This is a genomic window from Psychroflexus maritimus, assembly GCF_011089875.1.
Lineage (GTDB): Bacteria > Bacteroidota > Bacteroidia > Flavobacteriales > Flavobacteriaceae > Psychroflexus > Psychroflexus maritimus.
On sequence record NZ_JAANAS010000013.1, the window covers coordinates 22,571 to 43,646 of the forward strand.

Annotated in this window: 22 protein-coding genes; 7 read left to right on the plus strand and 15 right to left on the minus strand. The window is 33.0% G+C overall.

Going from position 1 to position 21,076, the window contains the following annotated elements:
* Nucleotides 1-5: 5 nt before the first annotated feature.
* From G7034_RS01785 to G7034_RS01815, 7 genes are all read right to left on the minus strand, one after another.
* Complete coding sequence (locus G7034_RS01785) at nucleotides 6-341, minus strand: acyl-CoA-binding protein (RefSeq protein ID WP_166399250.1); 336 nt, start codon at nucleotides 339-341, stop codon at nucleotides 6-8.
* Between the two features lie 2 nt (nucleotides 342-343).
* Nucleotides 344-994: a phosphatidylserine decarboxylase family protein gene (locus G7034_RS01790; RefSeq protein ID WP_166399251.1), complete on the minus strand. Its 651-nt coding sequence runs from the start codon at nucleotides 992-994 to the stop codon at nucleotides 344-346.
* Nucleotides 984-1,802 (minus strand): phosphatidate cytidylyltransferase, encoded by an 819-nt coding sequence (locus G7034_RS01795; protein WP_166399252.1) that lies wholly within the window; start codon nucleotides 1,800-1,802, stop codon nucleotides 984-986. The genes G7034_RS01790 and G7034_RS01795 overlap by 11 nt, the downstream gene beginning before the upstream one ends.
* Nucleotide 1,803: 1 nt before the next feature.
* A complete protein-coding gene (locus tag G7034_RS01800; protein WP_166399253.1) occupies nucleotides 1,804-2,415 on the minus strand; it encodes an LUD domain-containing protein in 612 nt (203 codons plus the stop codon).
* Between the two features lie 228 nt (nucleotides 2,416-2,643).
* The gene (yajC, locus tag G7034_RS01805) at nucleotides 2,644-2,940 is read right to left on the minus strand and encodes a preprotein translocase subunit YajC (protein WP_166399254.1); all 297 of its coding nucleotides are present in this window, start codon (nucleotides 2,938-2,940) and stop codon (nucleotides 2,644-2,646) included.
* Between the two features lie 3 nt (nucleotides 2,941-2,943).
* Nucleotides 2,944-3,426 (minus strand): DUF1573 domain-containing protein, encoded by a 483-nt coding sequence (locus G7034_RS01810; protein ID WP_166399255.1) that lies wholly within the window; start codon nucleotides 3,424-3,426, stop codon nucleotides 2,944-2,946.
* 49 nt (nucleotides 3,427-3,475) lie between these two features.
* Nucleotides 3,476-4,417 (minus strand): transcription antitermination protein NusB, encoded by a 942-nt coding sequence (locus G7034_RS01815; RefSeq protein WP_166399256.1) that lies wholly within the window; start codon nucleotides 4,415-4,417, stop codon nucleotides 3,476-3,478.
* A 166-nt stretch (nucleotides 4,418-4,583) separates the two neighbouring features.
* On the opposite strand from G7034_RS01815, the gene G7034_RS01820 reads away from it, so the two are divergent.
* From G7034_RS01820 to G7034_RS01830, 3 genes are all read left to right on the plus strand, one after another.
* Complete coding sequence (locus tag G7034_RS01820) at nucleotides 4,584-5,843, plus strand: mechanosensitive ion channel family protein (protein ID WP_166399257.1); 1,260 nt, start codon at nucleotides 4,584-4,586, stop codon at nucleotides 5,841-5,843.
* Nucleotides 5,844-5,915: 72 nt separating this feature from the next.
* A complete protein-coding gene (locus G7034_RS01825) occupies nucleotides 5,916-7,346 on the plus strand; it encodes an MltF family protein (protein WP_246166714.1) in 1,431 nt (476 codons plus the stop codon).
* Entirely contained in the window at nucleotides 7,315-7,950 is a 636-nt protein-coding gene (locus tag G7034_RS01830; RefSeq protein WP_166399258.1) for a hypothetical protein, read from the plus strand. Before G7034_RS01825 ends, G7034_RS01830 begins: the two co-directional genes overlap by 32 nt.
* Here the strand turns inward: G7034_RS01830 and G7034_RS01835 are convergent.
* Both G7034_RS01835 and G7034_RS01840 read right to left on the minus strand, forming a co-directional pair.
* On the minus strand, nucleotides 7,947-8,564 hold the full coding sequence (locus tag G7034_RS01835; RefSeq protein ID WP_166399259.1) for a tetratricopeptide repeat protein: 618 nt from the start codon (nucleotides 8,562-8,564) through the stop codon (nucleotides 7,947-7,949). The genes G7034_RS01830 and G7034_RS01835 overlap by 4 nt on opposite strands.
* Nucleotides 8,565-8,644: 80 nt before the next feature.
* Complete coding sequence (locus tag G7034_RS01840) at nucleotides 8,645-9,565, minus strand: FKBP-type peptidyl-prolyl cis-trans isomerase (protein ID WP_166399260.1); 921 nt, start codon at nucleotides 9,563-9,565, stop codon at nucleotides 8,645-8,647.
* 79 nt (nucleotides 9,566-9,644) lie between these two features.
* Between G7034_RS01840 and G7034_RS01845 the strand changes: the two genes are divergently transcribed.
* The 4 genes from G7034_RS01845 to G7034_RS01860 all read left to right on the plus strand — a co-directional run bounded on the left by G7034_RS01845 (nucleotide 9,645) and on the right by G7034_RS01860 (nucleotide 14,648).
* Complete coding sequence (locus G7034_RS01845; RefSeq protein WP_166399261.1) at nucleotides 9,645-10,031, plus strand: RNA-binding S4 domain-containing protein; 387 nt, start codon at nucleotides 9,645-9,647, stop codon at nucleotides 10,029-10,031.
* On the plus strand, nucleotides 10,018-10,605 hold the full coding sequence (locus G7034_RS01850) for a class I SAM-dependent methyltransferase (protein WP_317163713.1): 588 nt from the start codon (nucleotides 10,018-10,020) through the stop codon (nucleotides 10,603-10,605). Before G7034_RS01845 ends, G7034_RS01850 begins: the two co-directional genes overlap by 14 nt.
* Entirely contained in the window at nucleotides 10,602-11,096 is a 495-nt protein-coding gene (locus tag G7034_RS01855) for a phosphoribosyltransferase family protein (protein ID WP_166399263.1), read from the plus strand. The genes G7034_RS01850 and G7034_RS01855 overlap by 4 nt, the downstream gene beginning before the upstream one ends.
* A gap of 108 nt (nucleotides 11,097-11,204) precedes the next feature.
* Nucleotides 11,205-14,648: a methylmalonyl-CoA mutase family protein gene (locus tag G7034_RS01860; RefSeq protein ID WP_166399264.1), complete on the plus strand. Its 3,444-nt coding sequence runs from the start codon at nucleotides 11,205-11,207 to the stop codon at nucleotides 14,646-14,648.
* Between the two features lie 291 nt (nucleotides 14,649-14,939).
* Here the strand turns inward: G7034_RS01860 and G7034_RS01865 are convergent, their stop codons facing one another.
* Genes G7034_RS01865 through G7034_RS01890 form a run of 6 tightly spaced genes read right to left on the minus strand, consistent with a single transcriptional unit; the run spans nucleotide 14,940 to nucleotide 21,067 of the window.
* Entirely contained in the window at nucleotides 14,940-16,271 is a 1,332-nt protein-coding gene (locus tag G7034_RS01865; protein WP_317163714.1) for a DUF58 domain-containing protein, read from the minus strand.
* Nucleotides 16,271-17,368, minus strand: coding sequence for an AAA family ATPase (locus G7034_RS01870; RefSeq protein ID WP_166399265.1), 1,098 nt, complete (start codon nucleotides 17,366-17,368; stop codon nucleotides 16,271-16,273). The genes G7034_RS01865 and G7034_RS01870 overlap by 1 nt, the downstream gene beginning before the upstream one ends.
* Complete coding sequence (locus tag G7034_RS01875; RefSeq protein ID WP_166399266.1) at nucleotides 17,368-18,543, minus strand: DUF4350 domain-containing protein; 1,176 nt, start codon at nucleotides 18,541-18,543, stop codon at nucleotides 17,368-17,370. Before G7034_RS01875 ends, G7034_RS01870 begins: the two co-directional genes overlap by 1 nt.
* Nucleotides 18,536-19,237 carry a hypothetical protein gene (locus G7034_RS01880; protein ID WP_166399267.1) on the minus strand — a complete coding sequence of 234 codons (702 nt, stop codon included), beginning with the start codon at nucleotides 19,235-19,237 and terminating at the stop codon, nucleotides 18,536-18,538. The genes G7034_RS01875 and G7034_RS01880 overlap by 8 nt, the downstream gene beginning before the upstream one ends.
* The gene (locus G7034_RS01885; protein WP_166399268.1) at nucleotides 19,237-20,109 is read right to left on the minus strand and encodes a hypothetical protein; all 873 of its coding nucleotides are present in this window, start codon (nucleotides 20,107-20,109) and stop codon (nucleotides 19,237-19,239) included. Before G7034_RS01885 ends, G7034_RS01880 begins: the two co-directional genes overlap by 1 nt.
* Nucleotides 20,093-21,067 (minus strand): stage II sporulation protein M, encoded by a 975-nt coding sequence (locus G7034_RS01890; RefSeq protein WP_166399269.1) that lies wholly within the window; start codon nucleotides 21,065-21,067, stop codon nucleotides 20,093-20,095. Before G7034_RS01890 ends, G7034_RS01885 begins: the two co-directional genes overlap by 17 nt.
* Nucleotides 21,068-21,076: the final 9 nt, after the last annotated feature.

Genomic DNA, 21,076 nt, shown 5'->3' on the forward strand with positions numbered 1-21,076 from the left:
TAGACTTAGGCTTTTCGTTTCAGTAAGCGCTCAACTTCGTTGGTAATCTCTTTACCAAGATGTTTTTCAGCCAATTCAATATACTTTATTTTCGCATCTTTCTTACTTAAGCCTCTAATTTGGAATAATGCATTAGCTTTGAATGCATTAACTAACTCTTCTCCATTTTCGGGCTGATGGATTATTTTTAAATTACTTTGTTCATTAGCATGTTTGTAATAGGCATAAAAATAGAGTAAGGTATCTTGTTTAAATTTTTTTGATGTACTACTTACTTTTTGAAATGCGATTTCAAAAAGTTGGGTTAAATCATCATCTGTAAGTTGGTATAAATTCTCCATGATTAAATTTTAGAAATGATACTTTCTCCACCACGCATTTTTTGATTAAGTTCAACTTCAATATTAGCATCTAAAGGTAAGAATAAATCTACTCTAGACCCAAATTTTATGAATCCACTATCGTTTCCTTGTTTAATCATTTGCCCTTCAGAAGCATAATTTACAATTCTTTTAGCCAATGCACCAGCAATTTGACGGTAAAGAACATCTCCGTATTTTTTAGAAGAAATAACCACTGTGGTTCGTTCGTTTTCTTCTGAAGATTTAGGGTGCCAAGCCACTAAAAATTTACCAGGGTGGTATTTGCTGTAAGCAACAGTTCCGCTAATTGGATATCGAGTTACATGAACATTTATGGGCGACATAAATATTGAAACTTGAATACGTTTGTCTTTAAAGTATTCTTTTTCTTCAACTTCTTCGATAGCCACTACTTTTCCGTCAACAGGAGAAACGATGTATTCTTCACTTTCATCAACTCCTCTTTTAGGATTTCTAAAAAATTGAGCTACAATTAGAAATAGTAACATACTAACACCAAATACACTGTAAATAAGCAGGTTATTTTGCGAATAATAATTGGTAATTAGGTTGATACCAATTAGTAGTAATATAGCTACTGTAAGAATCTTAAATCCTTCTTTATGAAACATAACTTAATAATATTAAAAATCCATATACAAATGTAATAGAAAAAACGGTACTATCCATCCTATCGTAAATTCCGCCATGTCCAGGGATAATATTTCCGCTGTCTTTTACTTGTGCAATGCGTTTAAATTTAGACTGTACTAAATCGCCAATAGTACCAAATACACTCACTAGGACCGCCATTCCAATCCAAGCGTTTACGCTTAAAGTATGCGTAAAATGATAAAAAACAATTCCTGCAATTCCACACATAATTGCTCCACCTAAAAATCCTTCTATAGTTTTTTTAGGTGAAATTCTTTCAAACAATTTTTTTCTTCCAAAATTTTTACCAAAAACATAAGCAAAGGAATCGTTACACCATACCAAAAGGAAATAACCTATTAAAATCAAAGGTTCAGATTGAGAAGGTTTTCCGCTGATAATACTTATTTCAGGTAAATTGGGCAATAATACAAAAGCAGGTATTATATAAAAGTTAATGACTAAATGCTTGTTCACATTGATTAAGCTTTTACTATTGGAAAATAAGTTTTTGATGAGTACAATACCTACAATTATGAAAACAGGAATTAAAAAAATAAAATACTCTTGGATATAACTGCTTGTTTGATTTAGCAAAATGAGTCCGAACAAAAGAATGTAACTAATTATTGTTTTGTAGTTGAGAAGCCTTTGAACTTCGTATAAACAAATCATCCCAAAAAACAAGAATACAATATGCAAAGCTTCTTTTCCTAAGAGGGCAGAAGCTACAATAAGAAATATATAGATGAGACCGGTAATGGATCTTTTAATAAGTTCTTTCATTCTATAAATCTTCTAAAAGAAGTAAATATAAGTTTTTGCTTGGACTTCCGTAGGTCATAAAATCTTCTTCATCTTCTCCTACTTTAAAGTTTTTAAGCGTTGTTATGTTAGAAGGAATTTGCTTTCTGTTTTTTTGCTTAATAAGTTGTAATCCCTCACCAATTGTTTCTAATAACTGACTAGTGGAGGCAACTACAATAAAATTAAAAGGTAATTCAGCTAGTTTTTTTTCTCCAATTTGATTGGAAGTAACTAAAAGCGCTCCAGTATTAGCAATTAAGTATTCACAGGTGGCTAAAAAATAAGTTGACTTTTCGGTGTTAGTTATTTGGTTTTCAGAAATTTGAAATCTTTTTTGAATCTCTTTGTTAGCACAAAAAACATCAGCTTCTAGCCAGTCATTTTCTTTTAAAATTGAATAAAAACAAGCTTGTAATTCAGCTTCATTTTCACAATACAAAAATTTACCACCATTATTCGTGAACTTTTTTGTGAACATTTCATCAATAGGAAGTTTTGGCTCTGGGGTAAACTTACTTAAATCAGGGTCTTTATTGGTTCTACCAGCCTTTTTTTTCTCTGTTTTACCAAATAGACGTTCAAAAAAATTCATTTGTTTTTATAGGGATTATATGGTTCAAAGATAATAAAATTTAGTAAACGACTACAAAAAATTCAAATTATACTTTTAATTACTAGTATTTTAATTCTTTTTTAGTTGAAAAGTTAGGATTACTGAGAAAATTAAAGAAATTTATGAAGGAGATGTTTTATTACAACAAAAAAAGGAGCAATTTTGATTGCTCCTTTTTAGCTTAAGAAAATAAACAGATTAACTCGTTTATTTTTTCTTTTCTTCTTTTGGTTTATTTAGTGCTTGAGATAATTCGTTTGAAATAGACGATTTATCAAAAGTAAGCTTTCCAGCTCCAGACTCAATGATTACCGCATTTAGTTTTTCACTAAAATCAACAATTTTGCCGTGCATACCGCTCTTGGTAACCACTTTGTCTCCTTTTTTTAGCTCTTCAATAAACTTTTTTTCTTCCTTTTGGCGTTTCATCTGTGGTCTAATCATAAAAAAGTAGAGAACCACAAAAATCAAGAGTAAAGGAAGTAATCCTGTTATTTGTTCCATAATTTATTTTACTGGAGAACCTGCTTTTGCACCTCCTTCTTTTGGATTAACGAATGCTTTAATTCTAATCGTTTCTCTTCCAGATTCAGTGTTAGCTGTAATTCTAACTGTTTTCATTTGTTGGTTAGGTTTTCCTCTTGTGTTAAACTTCACAGTCATATCACCTTGATTACCAGGAGCAATGGCTTCATTCTTTGGATAAGAAGGAACGGTACAACCGCAAGAAGCTTTTGCATTGCTAATGATTAAAGGTGCATCACCAGTATTTGTGAAAGTAAAAGTGTGTTCAACCACATCTCCTTCTTCAACATTTCCAAAATCATGCTCCTTAGTATCAAAACTCAATACTGGAAATTTGTCTTCTTGGGCTGTCTTTTCAGAAGCTTCCGCTACTTTCTTTTCATCTACTTTTTTTGAAGCGTCTTCATTGCAAGAAGTAAAGGATACTAATGCAAATGAAACTAACAATAAAAATACCTTTTTCATTTTAATATGTTTTTAAATTTTGGTTTCAAAAATAAGAAAAAATAAACGATTACATAAGTCCTCTGCCTATTTTATTTATTTCGCCTTTTTCTTTGTATTCTTTTGCCATTTTATCAAGTACTCCATTAATAAAAAAGCTACTTTTTGGTGTGCTGTATTCTTTGGCAATTTCTAGGTATTCATTGATGCTTACTTTTATAGGAATACTTGGAAATTTTTTAAATTCAGCTAAGGCCATACAGATTAAAATTTGGTCAATTTCTGCTATTCTATCTTTTTCCCAACCTGGCGTTTTACCATCTGTATCGGCAAGTAATTCATTATAATTCAAAATTGTTTTTTTAAATAGATCTTTAGCAAAATTTTTATCTTCAAAATTTTTAAACAAAGCAGGTATGTTAATTTCTTCATCCTCCTTTTTAAAATGTTGTAAAAATTTCACAAGACTTGTATTTACTATGGGGAAATCATCTAGCCAAGTAAGTTTATGGTCTTCATAGTATTCATATAAAACTTGATTTGGGGCAAGAATCTTCTTGAAAAATTTTATTATAAAATTCTTATCTTCTTTGTAGCTGGTGTATTCATTTTGTAGATATTCATGGTAAAGATCGCTTTTAAAAAGTTGATCCCAAATTTCCCTTGGAATTTCATCGTCAACAGTCCAATTTTTTAATTTTCTATCTTGAATTAGTTGTTGTAGTTCATCAGATGTTTCTAATTGACTAATAACTTGATTGTTGATGAATCTTAAATTAGGCTTTTTATCTGAAGCTGTAGCCAGGTGTTTTTTTTGTGCTAGCTCGTAATAACGTTGTGCTTGATTTTTTACTTGTATGAGTAAATCTAAATTGAGAATAAATAAATCATACATGTCTTGAATACTCTTATCCAGAAACTTTTCTTCGGTGCTTATTTGATCCCTTTTAGTTTGATTATAAGCATAAATACTTTGCATAACTTTTGTGCGAATATGTCTTCTTGTAAGCATAAGAACTTTTAGTAATTTTGGGCAAAAATAAGTTTTTTAGACACATTACCCCATTTTAATGTACTTATTTAATTGTTTTTATTGAATTAATTTGAGAGCTTAATTTAATTCACCAACTCATCATCTATCTTAGCTTTTTTGTTAGTTTTGCATTAAATTCCAAACCATGAGTGTATTTGAATTATCCCGGTATTTTTACGATTTTTTTATTGAAAAAGGCTACTCTCAACTACTAGCAAGTCGCTTAAACTTAAGTATTAATTTAGTAATAGTCTTAATTTTGGCCTACGTCCTTTTCCGTTTAATGCGCTATATTGCCGAAACACTTGTGGCTAATTTTGCAGCTCAATCAAAAACCAATTTTGACGATTTTTTAGTTAAAAACAAGACCTTTCTTCATCTTTCTAATTTACTAACCATTAATTTTATTTCGTTACTCATACCAGATTTGTTCTATGATTTTTCTAATTTTGAAATTATTGCCGAAAAATTAGTTAGCGTCCTGACTGTGGTTTTTGTAATATGGCTGCTGCGAAGTATTTTACTTACACTTAAAGACTTTTTAAGAACTATTCCAGCTTTTAAAGATAAACCAGTTGATAGCTATATTCAAGTGGTAATGATTGTTTTATGGTTGTTTGCTCTAATTTTTATTTTTGGAATAGTTACAGGGCAATCAGTACTTAAGTTACTTACAGGTTTAGGAGCATTATCGGCAGTTTTGTTATTGGTTTTTAAAGATACAATTTTAGGATTTGTTGCTAGCATTCAGGTAACAGTTAATGATACCGTTCGGATTGGCGACTGGATTACAATGGAAAAGTACAATGCCGATGGAGATGTTTTTGAAATTAACTTAGCTTCCGTTAAAGTGAGGAATTTTGACAATACCATAACTACAATTCCTACCTATTACTTAATTTCAGATTCCTTTAAAAACTGGCGGGGAATGGCGCAATCTGGCGGAAGAAGAATGAAGCGATCCGTTTTGATTAAAAGCCAAAGCATTAAATTTATAACCAATCAAGAAATTGAAAAATATAAAAGTGTTCAACTTATAGCTAATTATGTTACTGAACGAAGTAACGAAATAGAAACTTTTAATTCGAATAATAATGCCGATAAATCAGTTTTAGTTAATGGAAGGAATATGACTAATTTTGGTTTATTTAGACGATATATAGACGCTTATTTGAGAAAACATCCAGGCGTTAATCAGGAAATGATGATTATGTGCAGGCATCTTGCTCCAACACCAAATGGAGTGCCACTAGAAATTTATGCGTTTAGTGCAGATAAAACTTGGGCTAAATATGAAGGAATAATGGCCGATATTTTTGACCATGTCTTCGCTTCAGTACCTTATTTTGATTTAGAAGTTTTTGAATATCCTACAGGAACTGATTTTTCAAATTTCCCTAAGTAACGATTTGGCTACTAACCTAACTACTTTCTTGTTGTTATTCAATTTTTTTGTAAATTGAAAAAAATAATCATTATGATGAAATATTATTACTTAGTATTAATCTTTGTTTGTTTTGCTTGTAAGAATGATTCTAAAAACACTAAAAGTTTATCAGAGAATTTAAAATTGAGCAAGGTTGAAGTTGATCTCCAGGAAATAAAAGAACGAGGAAAACTTCGCGCTATTACTACCTACAGCGGAACTACTTTTTTTCTTTATCGCGGCAGAACCATGGGGTTTGAGTATGAGTTGCTTACGCGTTTGGCAGATTATTTAGAGGTAGAACTAGAAGTTGTAATAGCAAGAAATGAAGATGAGTTGATGGAAATGCTCCTTGCTGGTGAAGGCGATTTGATTGCTTATGGTTACACTATTTTACCTAGCCGAAAAGAATATATAGAATTTACCAATCCTCTTTATTTTTCAAATCAGGTTTTAGTTCAGAGAAAACCTGATAATTGGCGAAGAATGAAATTGCATCAGATCAAAAACCGTTTAATTACTGATCCAATTCAACTTATTGGTGACACGGTTTCAGTAAAAAAGAATTCTTCTTACGCTGAGCGGATGAAGTCCTTAAGCCAGGAAATAGGTGGTGAAATTGTTATCGATACCATTCCAGGAACAAAAACCACAGAAGAAATAATAAAAATGGTGGTGGATGGCAAAATCAAATACACTGTTGTAGATCAGAATATTGCCAATATTAATGCTTCTTATTACCCTATTTTAGATGCCAATACTCAAGTTAGTTTTTCACAACAAATTGGCTGGGGCGTAAGAAAAAATTCTCCTGTATTGCTTGAAGCTGTAAATACCTGGATTGATGAATTTAAAAAAGAAGTCGATTTCCATGTAATTTTTAATAAATATTACAAGAATAAACGCAAATATAAAGCTCGCGTAAAAAGCGAATTCTACAGCATTAATGATGAGAAGATTAGTCCCTATGATGATATGATTAAAAAATACGCTGAAGAAATTGGTTGGGATTGGCGATTATTAGCTTCATTAACTTTTCAAGAATCGAAATTTCAAGCTCAATCAGAATCTTGGGCAGGAGCTAGAGGATTAATGCAAATCATGCCAGAAACTGCCAAAGAACTCAATATTAATCCAAACGACCCATACGAAAGTGTGAAAGGTGGAACCTATTACTTAAAACAGTTATGGGAAAAAAATGATGACATCCAAGATTCCATTCAACGTATTAAATTTACTTTAGCGGCTTACAATTGTGGTTATGCTCATCTTAAAGATGCCCAACGGATAGCTAAATTAAAAGACAGAGATCCTCTTGTTTGGGATGATAATGTAGAATTGTCTATTTTGGATTTATCGCAGCCTGAATATTATAACCTCCCCGAAATGAGGTACGGTTATGTAAGAGGTATTGAACCTTATAATTATGTCAAACAAATCTTTAAACGCTATGAGCATTATAAAAAATTCATTGAAGAATAATATTCTGCCTATTCATAGCAGCGGCTTACTTGCTGTTTTTGTACTTATACATCTTACTTCTTGCGGAAGTAGTATTAAATTAAAGGATGTAGAACTTTCAGAAATCAGCATAGACACTTCTTTTTATTTTGATAATTTTCCTTATATGACTAACCAAACCAATTATAGATTTATCTCATTTTTGGATGCATTAGCTATAACCGATACTCCTACGGGAGCTATCTATATGGATTTTACTGAAGATGAAGACCTGCGTATAAGTTACCAAAATCAACGTGGCAAATTAGTGTCTAAAACCTATACAGGAACATTTGAAAATAATTATTACCAAGTTTATTTTGAACGTAAAAATATAGGTTTACCTCCCTTGTATTGGGAAACTAAAATAGACAGAATGCAGCTAGCTATCAATAAAGAAGGGAGTTTAGTAATCAATCATAAATACAAGCATGGCAAGTATTACTTTTTTGGATTGATTTTCCACAATGTAACTGATGACCTTCTTTATGACCAACAGGTAAGTAGAAACCAACAACAGTTGTTTTTTCGTAAAAAAAATGAATCGGATATGACTTCAGAAGAAGATTTTAGACTTTTCCTTTAGTTAAAATCAGGAAAGATATTTTCTATATAGGTTTCCTTGTTAAAGTCTAACAAGAAACTAATCATTTGTTCATCAGCATCCTCCTCTTCTTCAAGCAAAGTGATATAGGCATCTACTTGTTCAAAGTCTTCTAACAAAATGTATGAAAACACAATCCCCACTAAGCTGTCAAAATTTTCAGATTCTGTTTCCGCGTTAGTTTTTTTCTCAGCTTCTATTCGTTTTTCAAATTTCTCTATACTTGTTCTGTAATGTTCAAAGGCTTTTTCTTGATTTCCTTTTTTTTCTTCAAAAATTCCAGCAAGCACCCAGTTTTCAGCAACTTCTGGAGCTTTTGTGGTAATAAGGTCTATTTCCTTAATCGCTTTATCGTATTCAGAATTGTTCAGGAAAATTTCAACTTTGTTAACATGCGGTTCTTCATAATTACTATCTATGTCAATGGCTTTGTTAAATAAATTTAAGGCTTCATCGTAATTACCGGCCTGCATTTTTATCAGCCCTTCGTTATTTACTTGTTCGGCTTCTTCTTTTATTTCAACACCTTTCTTTTTATCATTTTCACAAGCCAAAGTTAGAATAGCTAGTATAAAAAATATTAGATTTTTTTTCATCGGTTTAATTTTATGAAAATAGAAAATTAAGTCAATTTTAAATGTAAAAAATGACCTGATCTAAATTTTATTGTTTCAATTTAATCTTCAGTAGGCCACGTAGGGTCTAAGTAATCTGGTGTACCGTTTCCATTAGAATCGGGAAAAGGTTGAATCAAATTTCCATCCTCATCAAATTCAACTTCATCTCTGGTTAAGACTCCGTCACCATCATCATCAACATCAATAAAGTTAGGAGAGCCATCATTGTTGCTATCGGTGTCAAGAACATCTCGTGTGTCTTCTAAATCTTCTAACCAACTCGGAATTCCATCTCCATCGTGATCGGTTTCCCTGCTTCGGTACATTTGAAAAGAAAAAATAATTGGTTCATAACTTCGAATTCCGCTTCCTGTAGGTGGAACGGCAAAATAAGCAACTCCAGATGGAACAAAAACAGCGCCATAGCCAAAATCATCATCAAAAAAGAAAGTGCCATCATTGTTTTCTGTAAAATCACCTGCGCCTCTATATTCTACCAAAGCTTCTCTAAGTCCTCTAATGCTTTGCGTGTTATCTAACCAAGTAGGATTTGGAATATCCTCAAAGACTGTTTTCCTAATGGTTTGACCTCTTAGTGTTAAAAATACTGAATCTGCAAAAGTAGGTTTTCTGCGTTCTGAATTACCTTCTCTAATTTTTAAATAATATAAGGTATAATCTACACCTTGTTGAGTTATTACCTTTGATTCTAAAAATTCAGATTCAATAATAGGAGATTCTTCGGTATCTTCATCTAATTCGTGAAAAACCAAATTCCTTAAATTATTATTTGAAGAATTTTCTTCAATTTCATAATAATGTGTTTCTAAGAAATTTTCTATTTCAATTTTGTTTTCGTCTCTTACTTCGGTAGGGTCTCTAACATCTGCAAAATCATTATCGTCATCGTCATCGTCACAAGAAATATTGAAAGCAACAATAAATAGCAATAGAATTAAAGGTAGGTTTTTCAACTTCATTATTTATCTTAAATTTGGGTGCAAGATACGATTTTCTCTTATTTTTGTGAAGTGTAAACGAAAGAGTCTTGAAAAGATTATGCGAATAGACAAATACTTATGGTGTGTACGCTACTTTAAAACAAGAAGCATAGCAACTAAAGCCTGCAAAAATGGGCAAGTAAAAATTAGAGGAGAGGCGGTTAAACCTTCAAGAGAGGTTTTTCCTGAAGATGTTGTTGAACTTAGAAAAAATCAGATTAATTACAGAATAAAAGTTCTTGATTATCCTGATTCTAGGGTGGGAGCAAAGCTAGTTTCCATTTATTGTATGGATATTACGCCAAAAGAAAACCTAGAAAAACTTGACCTATTGAAGTATTCGAAAGAATATTACAGGAAAAAAGGTACAGGAAGACCTACCAAGAAAGACCGAAGAGAAATTGATGACTACTTAGATATTGATAATGAATATGACGAAATCTAACACCCAAATTTTTTGGGAAAAAAAATATAAAAAACAGGATATAGGATGGGATATAGGTCAAGTTTCTCCTCCTTTGAAAGCCTTTTTTGATGGACTAACCGATAAAAATCAGCAAATTTTAATTCCAGGCGCAGGAAATGCTCACGAAGCAGCTTATTTACATCAAAATGATTTTACTAATGTTCATGTATTAGATATATCACATCCTCCTTTAGATAAGTTTAAAAAAAACTATCCGAGTTTTCCTCAAAACCATATTCATCAAGCTAATTTTTTTGATTTTGGAGGTCAGTTTGATATGATTATAGAACAGACCTTTTATTGTGCAATTCCACCAATTAAAAGGGATGAATATGTACATAAGATGTATTCCTTGCTGAAAAATAAAGCTCATTTGGTAGGGCTTTTGTTTGATTTTCCGCTTACCAATGAAGGTCCTCCCTACGGAGGAAGTAAAAAAGAATACCAGCGTAGATTTCAAGATTATTTTAATTTTCAAAAGCTTGAACAGGCTTATAATTCTCATCCTAAAAGACAAGGAAAAGAACTCTTTATTAATTTTCAGAAAAAATGAAAAAAACAAAAATATTAAATCAGCAACAAGTTTATCATAAAGCAAAGCGAATTGCTTTTCAGATTTATGAAGACCATAGTAATGAAAATCAATTAGTCTTAGCAGGAATAGCCAAATCAGGTTTTAAATTTGCAGAACTACTTAAGACTTACCTTGAAGAAATTTCGCCTATTCAGGTAGAATTATGTGAAGTTCATATCAATAAAAAAAATCCTCTAAATTCAGATCATTCTGATTTACAAGTGTCAAGTTACAAAAATAAATCAGTAGTTATTGTAGATGATGTGCTTAACTCTGGAGCTACGTTGATTTACGCTGTTAAAAAATTCCTTGAAGTTCCGTTAAAGCAACTTAAAACAGCTGTTTTAGTAGATAGGAGTCACAAAAAATTCCCTGTAAAAGCAGATTATAAAGGACTTTCGCTATCTACTTCTTTAAACGAAATGATTCAAGTAAGCTTTGATCCAGAAGTTCAAGTGGATTTGTATTGATTACTAATAATTGATAAATTGATTATTTTGAGCCAATTTTGCTAGCTTTTAATGTGAATTTCGTAAATTTACCCTCAATTTCTTATAAAGTTTAAACTTATAAAACTAATGGAACAACAACAACCCTATATACCTAAAAATCAAATTAGAATAGTAACAGCGGCCTCTTTATTTGATGGCCACGATGCTGCCATTAATGTGATGCGTCGAATCATTCAATCTACTGGTGTTGAAGTGATTCATCTTGGTCACGACCGAAGTGTAGAAGAAGTAGTGAACACCGCCATTCAAGAAGATGTGAATGCCATTGCCATGACGTCTTACCAAGGTGGGCATAATGAGTATTTTAAATACATGTACGACTTACTTCAGGAAAAAGGAGCTCCCCATATCAAAATTTTTGGTGGAGGTGGAGGAGTTATCCTTACCGAAGAAATTGAAGAGTTGATGAATTACGGCATCACCCGAATTTACTCGCCAGATGACGGTCGTGAGATGGGATTGCAAGGTATGATTAACGATTTGGTTCAAAAATCTGATTTTCCAACACCATCCCTAAACCTTCCCAAAGGGAAGGAAATAAACGAGGCTTTAATAGATAAAGACGTAAACAACATTGCACGACTTATTTCCATTGCTGAAAATAGACCTGAGGAGTTCAATGAACTTTTCTCCACTCCTTTGGAGGGGTCGGGGGAGGCTTCAGTCCCCGTTTTAGGAATTACAGGAACTGGTGGTTCTGGAAAATCGTCTTTGGTAGATGAACTTGTCAGACGATTTTTAGTCGATTTTGAAGATAAACAAATCGGAATTATTTCGGTTGACCCTTCCAAACGAAAAACTGGTGGAGCTTTGTTAGGCGACCGAATCCGAATGAATGCCATCAATTCACCTCGTGTTTATATGCGTTCGTTGGCTACGCGTCAATCTAATTTAGCCCTTTCAAAATACGTGCAGGAAGCCGTTGAAGTTTTGAAAGCAGCTAGCTACGATTTAATTATTCTTGAAACTTCAGGAATTGGGCAAAGTGATACTGAAATTTTAGACCACTCGGATGTGTCTTTGTATGTTATGACACCAGAATTTGGGGCGGCAACTCAATTGGAAAAAATTGATATGCTTGATTTTGCTGACTTGGTAGCCATCAATAAATTCGATAAGCGTGGAGCTAAAGATGCCTTACGTGATGTGAAAAAACAATACCAACGCAATCATCAATTGTGGGACGCTAAATTGGATACACTTCCCGTTTATGGAACCATCGCTTCGCAATTCAACGATCCAGGAATGAACATTTTGTACAAGCACATCATGGATCAAATGGCTGAAAAAACCAAAGCTGAACTGAAAAGCAATTACCAAATCACGGATGAAATGTCAGAGAAAATTTTTGTCATTCCACCCGCAAGAACGCGTTATTTGTCTGAGATTTCTGAAAATAATCGCGCTTACGATCAAAAAGCAAATCAGCAGGTAGAAGTTGCACAAAAATTATATGGAATTTTCAAAACCTTAGAATCTTCAGCTGAAGCGCAGTTGGCTTTAGACAAAAACGGAATTGATGAAGAAGCTTTAGCCAATGCGACTAATGAGGACAACCAACAATTAATTGGCTTACTCAAAAAAGAATTCGATCGCCTTAAAATGGATTTGAATCCTTACAACTGGGAGAAAATTTTAGCTTGGGATGCCACGGTGAAACGCTATAAAGATCCAATTTACAGCTTCAAGGTTCGCGATAAAGAAATTAAAATTGAAACTCATACTGAGTCGCTTTCTCACCAACAAATTCCAAAAATTGCCTTACCAAAATACCAAGCTTGGGGCGATTTGCTCAAGTGGTTATTGCAGGAAAATGTGCCTGGCGAGTTTCCTTACACCGCTGGTTTATATCCATTTAAACGAACAGGTGAAGACCCAACCCGAATGTTTGCTGGCGAAGGAGGGCCTGAACGTACCAACCGAAGATTTCACTACGTAAGTGCTGGACTACCCGCCAAGCGTTTGTCCACCGCATTCGATTCGGTAACTTTATATGGTAACAATCCCGACCACCGACCAGATATTTACGGAAAAATCGGTAATGCCGGAGTGTCGATTTGTTGTTTAGACGACGCCAAGAAACTGTATTCAGGATTCGATTTGGCGCATCACATGACATCGGTAAGTATGACCATCAACGGTCCTGCGCCCATGTTACTTGGCTTTTTCATGAATGCTGCCATCGATCAACAATGTGAAAAATACATTACAGAAAATGGCTTAGAACAAGAAGTGGAAGCTAAAATCAAACAGATTTACAAAGAAAACGGTTTAGATCGCCCTAAATACAATGGCGATTTACCCGAAGGCAACAATGGTTTAGGTTTGATGCTATTAGGTGTTACTGGCGATCAAGTTTTGCCTGCCGATGTGTATCAAAAAATCAAAATGGATACTATCGCTGTGGTTCGAGGTACTGTACAAGCCGATATTCTTAAAGAAGACCAAGCACAAAACACCTGTATTTTCTCTACTGAATTCGCTTTGCGATTGATGGGTGATGTGCAGGAATATTTCATTGAAAATAAAGTCAGAAATTTCTATTCGGTTTCTATTTCGGGATATCATATTGCAGAAGCAGGTGCCAACCCCATTACCCAATTGGCTTTAACGCTTTCCAACGGTTTCACTTACGTGGAATATTACTTGAGCCGTGGCATGGACATCAACAAATTTGGCCCTAATTTAAGTTTCTTCTTCTCCAACGGAATTGACCCAGAATACGCGGTAATAGGTCGTGTTGCAAGAAGAATTTGGGCGAAAGCCATGCGCGATAAATACGGGGCAAATCCACGTGCACAAATGCTGAAATACCACATTCAAACCTCAGGGCGCTCGCTGCATGCACAAGAAATTGACTTCAACGACATCCGAACCACTTTACAAGCCCTCTATGCCATTTACGATAACTGTAACTCCTTGCATACCAATGCTTACGATGAAGCCATTACCACACCCACCGAAGAATCGGTGCGACGTGCAATGGCAATTCAGTTGATTATCAACAAAGAATTAGGCTTAGCGAAAAATGAAAATCCAATTCAAGGGGCGTTTATTATCGAAGAGCTTACCGACTTAGTTGAAGAAGCTGTTTTAACCGAATTTGATCGTTTAACCGAACGTGGTGGCGTTTTAGGTGCGATGGAAACCATGTATCAACGAAGTAAAATTCAGGAAGAAAGTCTGCATTACGAAACCTTGAAGCACACAGGAGAATTCCCAATTATTGGGGTAAACACCTTTTTAAGTTCAAAAGGCTCGCCGACAGTAAAACCAAGAGAAGTGATTCGCGCCACCGAAGACGAGAAAGAATTTCAAATCAATACGTTGAATAAATTACATCAAGCCTACGAAAGCAAAGCCGCAGAATATTTGGCTAAGATTCAAGACGCAGCCATCAACAACCGAAATATGTTTGAAGAGTTGATGGAAGCCACGAAATATTGTTCGTTAGGTCAAATTACTGAAGCTTTATTTGAAGTAGGTGGGCAGTATAGACGAAACATGTAAGCAGAGAGCCACATTTTGCTTGGCAAAATGTGTGCGAATCGCTTATCCCGAGAGCAATAGCGATTCGGGATGTATTGTAACTCAGGAGATTTTTTTGCAAGCTGATTGCGCTGAAGCATTTGTGCGAATCGCTTATCCCGAGAGCAATAGCGATTCGGGATTTGTTTTCAACCTCAAACTCACTTCATCTTAGAAAAAAATTAAAGCCTCAATTCTTTTAAAGCGTTGTGGTTTTTTGTTCTGCTGAAGATACAATTACCAAGCTATGTATAAGCTATGAGTTAAATCAATTTAAACACTAGTCTTAGCTTTCATTTCTAAGTATTTATTAATGACGTTAATTTGAAGATTTTCTGGTGCGGTAAAAACGACTTGAATTCTGTTTTTTCTAAGTAAGTAGATCATTTCTTGCTTTTGTAAAGCCAAATCCTCTGCAATACTTACATCATAAATTTCGTTGCTACTTTGAGGGGTTTTATGTCTTAATCTTTCTACCTCATTATTTTCAAAAAAAACCAAAATTAATTCGTGTTTTTTATCAATAGCTTTTAAATAAACAAGTTGTCGTTCTAAGGAAATTTTATGTTCAAAATTGGTATATAAGATAAGCAAGCTTCGTTTAGTTACTTTTCTACTCAAGTACGCATACAGCTTTGCAAAATCGGTCATGGCGTAATCGGGTGTGATTTGGTATAGATTTTCCATTATTTTTCTCAACTGAGATTTTTGAGAATTAGCTTTTACAAATCGGCTTACACTTCCTGAAAACTGAAGCATACCTACTTTATCTTTTCGTTTCAGTGCCACATTAGTAAGAGCTAGACAAGAATTAACCGAATAATCTAACAAGCTTAATCCGTTGAAAGGCATTTTCATGTTTTTACCAGCATCAATTAAGCAGTAAATGTCTTGTGATTTTTCATCTTGAAACTGATTGATCATCAGATGTTTTTTCTTCGCTGTGGCTTTCCAGTTAATGGTTCTAATATCGTCGCCAACCACATAATCTTTAATTTGTTCAAATTCTAAGGTGTGTCCAATTTTTCTTACTTTTTTAAATCCAAATAAAGATTTGATGTGGTGCGAGGCGTAAAAATCCATTTCTTTCATTTGCACAAAAGAGGGATAAACCATTACCTTTTTTGCTCCATCAAAGCTAAATCGGCGTTCAAACAAACCGATTTTAGTTTTGGCATAACAGTGTAATTTGCCAAATTCATAGACCCCTCTTTTTTTAGGGATAAGTTGGTAAGTAATATAATTACTTTCGGAGGGTTTTAAACTGATTTGTTTTTTAAAATCCCTTTTTTGAAACTGAAAAGGAATCTCGTCAATCACTTTAATTTTTAAATTGAAATTTGATTTATTTTGAACCTCAATTTTAAGTTCATTTGCATCAGAATTTGAAAATTTGTCAGCCATTGCTCGTGATGCTTCCACATCAACATAAAAAAATAAATTGATGAATTCAATACACAAGATTACAGAAATGGCAATCAAATAATACCAACTAATTAAATAGAACAGAGGAATAAAAAAGGCAATTAAAAAGCTTACTGGAACCGCAAAAATGAGGTAAAACAGCAAAGGACTAATAAAAAGTTGGGTATAAAATTTCTTCACTATCTTGGTACTTCAACAGTTTTACTTATCAAATCAATAACCTGTTCGGTGGTTATTCCTTCCATTTCTTTTTCGGGCGATAAAATCATGCGATGATTGAGTACAGGCTTTAATCCGCGTTTTACATCTTCAGGACTCACAAAATCCCGTCCTTGCATTGCTGCAAAGGTCTTAGAGGTATTTAATAAGGCAATGGAAGCCCTGGGCGAAGCTCCTAAAATCAAGTGCGGATGTTTTCTAGTTTCTTGAATAAGTTGAGCAATGTAGGTTAAAATTTTTGGTTCAACAATTACTTGCTGAATAAGCTTTCGGTATTCAATTAAGTCTTCAACATTTAGCACACTTTCTACATTAGCTGAAAAATCTTGGTTAAGATTTTGATGCTTTTTTTCTAATAGTTTAATTTCAGCTTCTAGACTAGGATAATTTAGTTTGATTTTGAATAAAAACCGGTCTAATTGTGCTTCAGGTAAAGCATAAGTTCCTTCTTGTTCAATAGGGTTTTGGGTTGCTAAAACCATGAATGGTTCTTGCATCTTAAAAACTTCTTGGTCTATACTAATTTGTTTTTCTTCCATTACCTCAAACAAGGAAGATTGTGTTTTTGCCGGAGAACGATTAATTTCATCAATCAAAACTAAGTTGGAAAAGATAGGGCCTTTTTTGAATTCGAAATCTCTTTTTGCTTCATTAAAAATTGAAGTCCCCAAAACATCACTTGGCATTAAATCTGGAGTAAATTGAATTCTACTAAAAGCTGCCGATACACACTTGGCAAAAATTTTAGCCGTTTCTGTTTTTGCAATGCCTGGAACTCCTTCTATTAATACATGACCTTTAGAAAGCAAGGCAGCAATTAGTAAATCTACAAATTCTTCCTGACCAATAATTAGCTGGTTGATTTGTTGGCGAAGCTTTTCTAATGAAGATTGAAGCGCTTCTAATGGAATTCTACTTTTAAACTGATTTGAATTGCTTTCAGTTATTTTTTTTTCTTTGGAAGTTTCATCTGAAGCGATTTCTTCAGAAATTTTATTTTCATTTGAAGAAGTATCATCGTTTGAAATTTTCTCTGGTCTTTTATTTTCGTTTTCCATTACATGTATTTTTTTACAATTCTAATTACTTTCTTTAAATCGCGCTTTTCAATTGTTAATTTATTATTTATTTTTTTAATTTGTTTCAAGTCTTCATCAATTTCATCAAATGTCATTTCTTTCTTTTGAGCCACTAGCATGAGCTCTTCCGTAGAAGGTGGATTACTTACGCCATAATCTAAGTACCATTTTTTATGTAGTTGTTGTATTTTCATTTGTAAAAACTCTTCTTGGGTTTGTTTTTTCTGAAAGACATCAGCTATGGTTTGAATAAATTCTACCGATTTATTTGGATATGCTTGCACAACAGGAATAGCCCGTTGTGTTCTTTTACCCATAAAAATAAGCATTAATAATACACCTATAAGCAAACTGTAAAACATCCATTTTAAAGCCTTATTTTTTAGCATAAATTGTAAAGGAGAGGAAATCACTTGTTTGCCTGATTTAAAATAGGCGTCTAAGTATAAATTTTTATTCACATCAAAGCCTTGCAAAATTTCTTCTACGTAGGCGTGATGAGCTCTTCTTAAGAAATAGAAATTCCCAAAACTTTCCGGATGGGTGTGTAAGTAAATTTCTCCCTTACCTTCTTTAATTTTAATTAAATTAGGATAGGATTCTTCTTCATTTTTTAATTCTGAAACTAAGCCTAAGGTATCTGATTGCACACTGTCTAATTTAATAAAATACCGTTGAGTAACATACTGTCCGGAGGGAAATTCTACATTAGACAAACTGCTAATTTTGGCTTTAAAATAATTTTTACCAAGTTGATTGGTAAAGGTTCTTGTTTCAAATTTATAATCTTCTGTTATAGGATTGGCAAAATATTTATTGGCTATATAGAGGGTATTACCTTTTTGTACCCATTTTTTAATTTTTTCCCATCCAACTTCAGAAATATCAGTATATCCGTTAAAAAAAACTAGCGTACCATCCTCAATTTGATTATCTATAAAAGCTTCGTACACCGATTTGTTAAGGTAATGAATTTCATTAAAGCTCGATTTTTCAATAGCTTCATTAAAAGCTTTACTTCCTAGGGCTTTAACCGAATCATAAGTGTAATCTGGACTAAAATCTAAAGGTTCTGGACTATTTACTTCAAAATACACCATTACAGCAATGGCTATGGCTAGAAAACTCAATATTATTTTTTGCTTTTTATCCATTTTGTTGATTTAGTTGTGTGGTAATGGTATTTAAAGCATTTAAGTAATCTTGATAGGCAAAATGAGTAACTTTGAAATTACCATACCAAGCATTTTCATAATAATAAGTGAGCGTCTTAAAGTCGTCTAAAAAATTCAAATTTTTTAGTTCTTTATAGTATTCGCTGTTGGTTTTATCAGATTTAAATCGAATTAATTTATAATGGTCAAGCTGCATTAAGGTTTTAATGTATTGATAACGGACTAAAAGTTGATAATCATTTTTATTTTTTGCCTTTTCAATAAGTTTATCAATGGCTAACTTACGTTCTTCTTCATTCAGGTTATTTAGTAAAACTTCGTTGGTTTTTGTATTTATTTTCACATGTTTTCTTAGCGGATTATTCTTGAAAAATAGGTAGATTAAGAGGGCTATTACTAAACCAATAACAAGATAGGGGAGGAAGTCAACAAATGTTCCCCACCAATCAGGTTTGCCTATGCCAAATAAAGCATCAAGAATTTTGTTTAACTGCTTACCTATCCAATTCCAGAATTGGTCCCATAGCGATTCAGGAAGATCTACATTTTCTTGGTATTGATAAATGTTTTCGTTTTTTAGTTGCTCAATTACCTTAGTCTCAAACACCTCTTTTTTTCCTTGAAGAAATGGAATAAATGTCAAATTAATAAGGTATTGAAAAGTGAAATTCATTAATAATCACCTATTTGATTAATTTCATCTAAATCAGCTTCACCGTATTTTTGTTCATTTAAGTTGAAATAAATAAGTGCACTTAAAATAATGGCGAGTACATTTAGCAGGTATTGTAAAAATGTGCTTATGGTAGTTATGCTGGCAAGTATAATTTTATCGGTACTTGAAAAACTACTAAAATCTGCATCTACCAAGCCAGAAAGCCACATATACATTGCGGTTGGAATGGTAAATACTAATCCAATAATTGAGATAATAATTCCAAATACTAGCACCACACCAAAAGTAGCCCACCAATTGTCTTTAATTAATCTAAAACATTCATTAATAACTTCACCAACGCCTACTTTTTTAAAGACTAAAACAGGAAAAGCAATAGTAAATACTATTGCAAAATAAATACTAGGTAAAAAGCAAGCAATAAAGCTAACTACAAGAATTAATCCTACTAAAAAGCTTAAGCCTAGGCTGTTTCCAAAGTTAGACTTGATTTGTACAGAAATACTTTCTATAGAAAAGCTACCAGTTTCTTTATAGGATTTGATAGCACCTAAAATGGATAATTCTAACACAATGAAGAGGATAATACTTAAAACTATAGTGGCTATGTTGGCTAATACTAGTCCAGAGCTAAAGGATTCTGTAAAAAAATTTTCTATACTAGCTGGATCGCTAGGATCAAAATTTAAGCTAGAAGTAGCAGAATACTGCGTGTAAAAGCTAAGTAATAAGACAGGGACTAAAAAAGGAATAACAAATTTCAAAAACACTTGCCACAATTCATTGCGAAAGATTTTGGCAAAATTAAAGGTGTCTGAAATTAATTCTCCAAATTCTCGGGTTTTTTCAAGATTAAATTTTGTTTCCATTGGTTTTTAGGTTTTTGTTTAGTTGAATAGGCAAAAATAAGTAATAATATAAGAGTAGGGCTATTGAGCCTCCAATTATTAGAATAGCAATTAAGTCTGGCATATAAGTCATTCTAGTAATGAAGCCCTCTAGAAATCCAGCAATAATAAAAAAAGGAATGGTGCTAATTACAATTTTAAGGGCATCCTTAGCACGCATGGTAAAAGATTTTAAACGCGTATATGTACCAGGAAAAATGATCCCTTTAGCTAAAACCATTCCTGCCGTAATACATATAATAATAACCGAAATCTCAATGGTTCCGTGAATCCAAATTGTCCTTACCGATTCCCATAGTAGGCCTTTTTCATAAAAGAAATATTGAAAAGACCCCAGCATGATAGCATTTTGCATGGCAATAAAAACAGTACCTACACCAAATAAAATTCCGGCGGCAAAAGATAGCAATCCTACGCGAATATTATTAATGGTAATTCCTAAAAACATATCTACTGAATTTGCCTTTTTATAAACAGCCATTGGGTCGCCTTTTTCAATATTATCTAGCGTCATATTTACATAAGCATCCCCCATAATCAAACGCACAAAATCAGCATCTTCAGCAGCAGAATATGCTCCAATGATTGAAAAACCTAAAAACAAACTAAAAGCAATAGCTAATTCTTTAAAGTAAGATTTAAACAACAATGGAAAACTTTTGAAGTAAAAATGGACAAGCTGGTTTTTTGTAGTTCGTTTGTTTTCATTTATTTTTCTGTGTGCCTTTGAAGTAAGCGAATTTAAATAAGTAACAATCGGACTCTCAGGATAAAATGTTTGAGCATAACTTAAATCTTCTGAAATACTTACATAAGCGTTTGTAAGCTCTCTGGGACTTAAATATTTTTTCTTAGAAAGAAAATTTTCAAATTCGTTCCATTTGTCCTTATTTTGCTGAATAAATGAAGCTTCTCTCATAAGCACTTA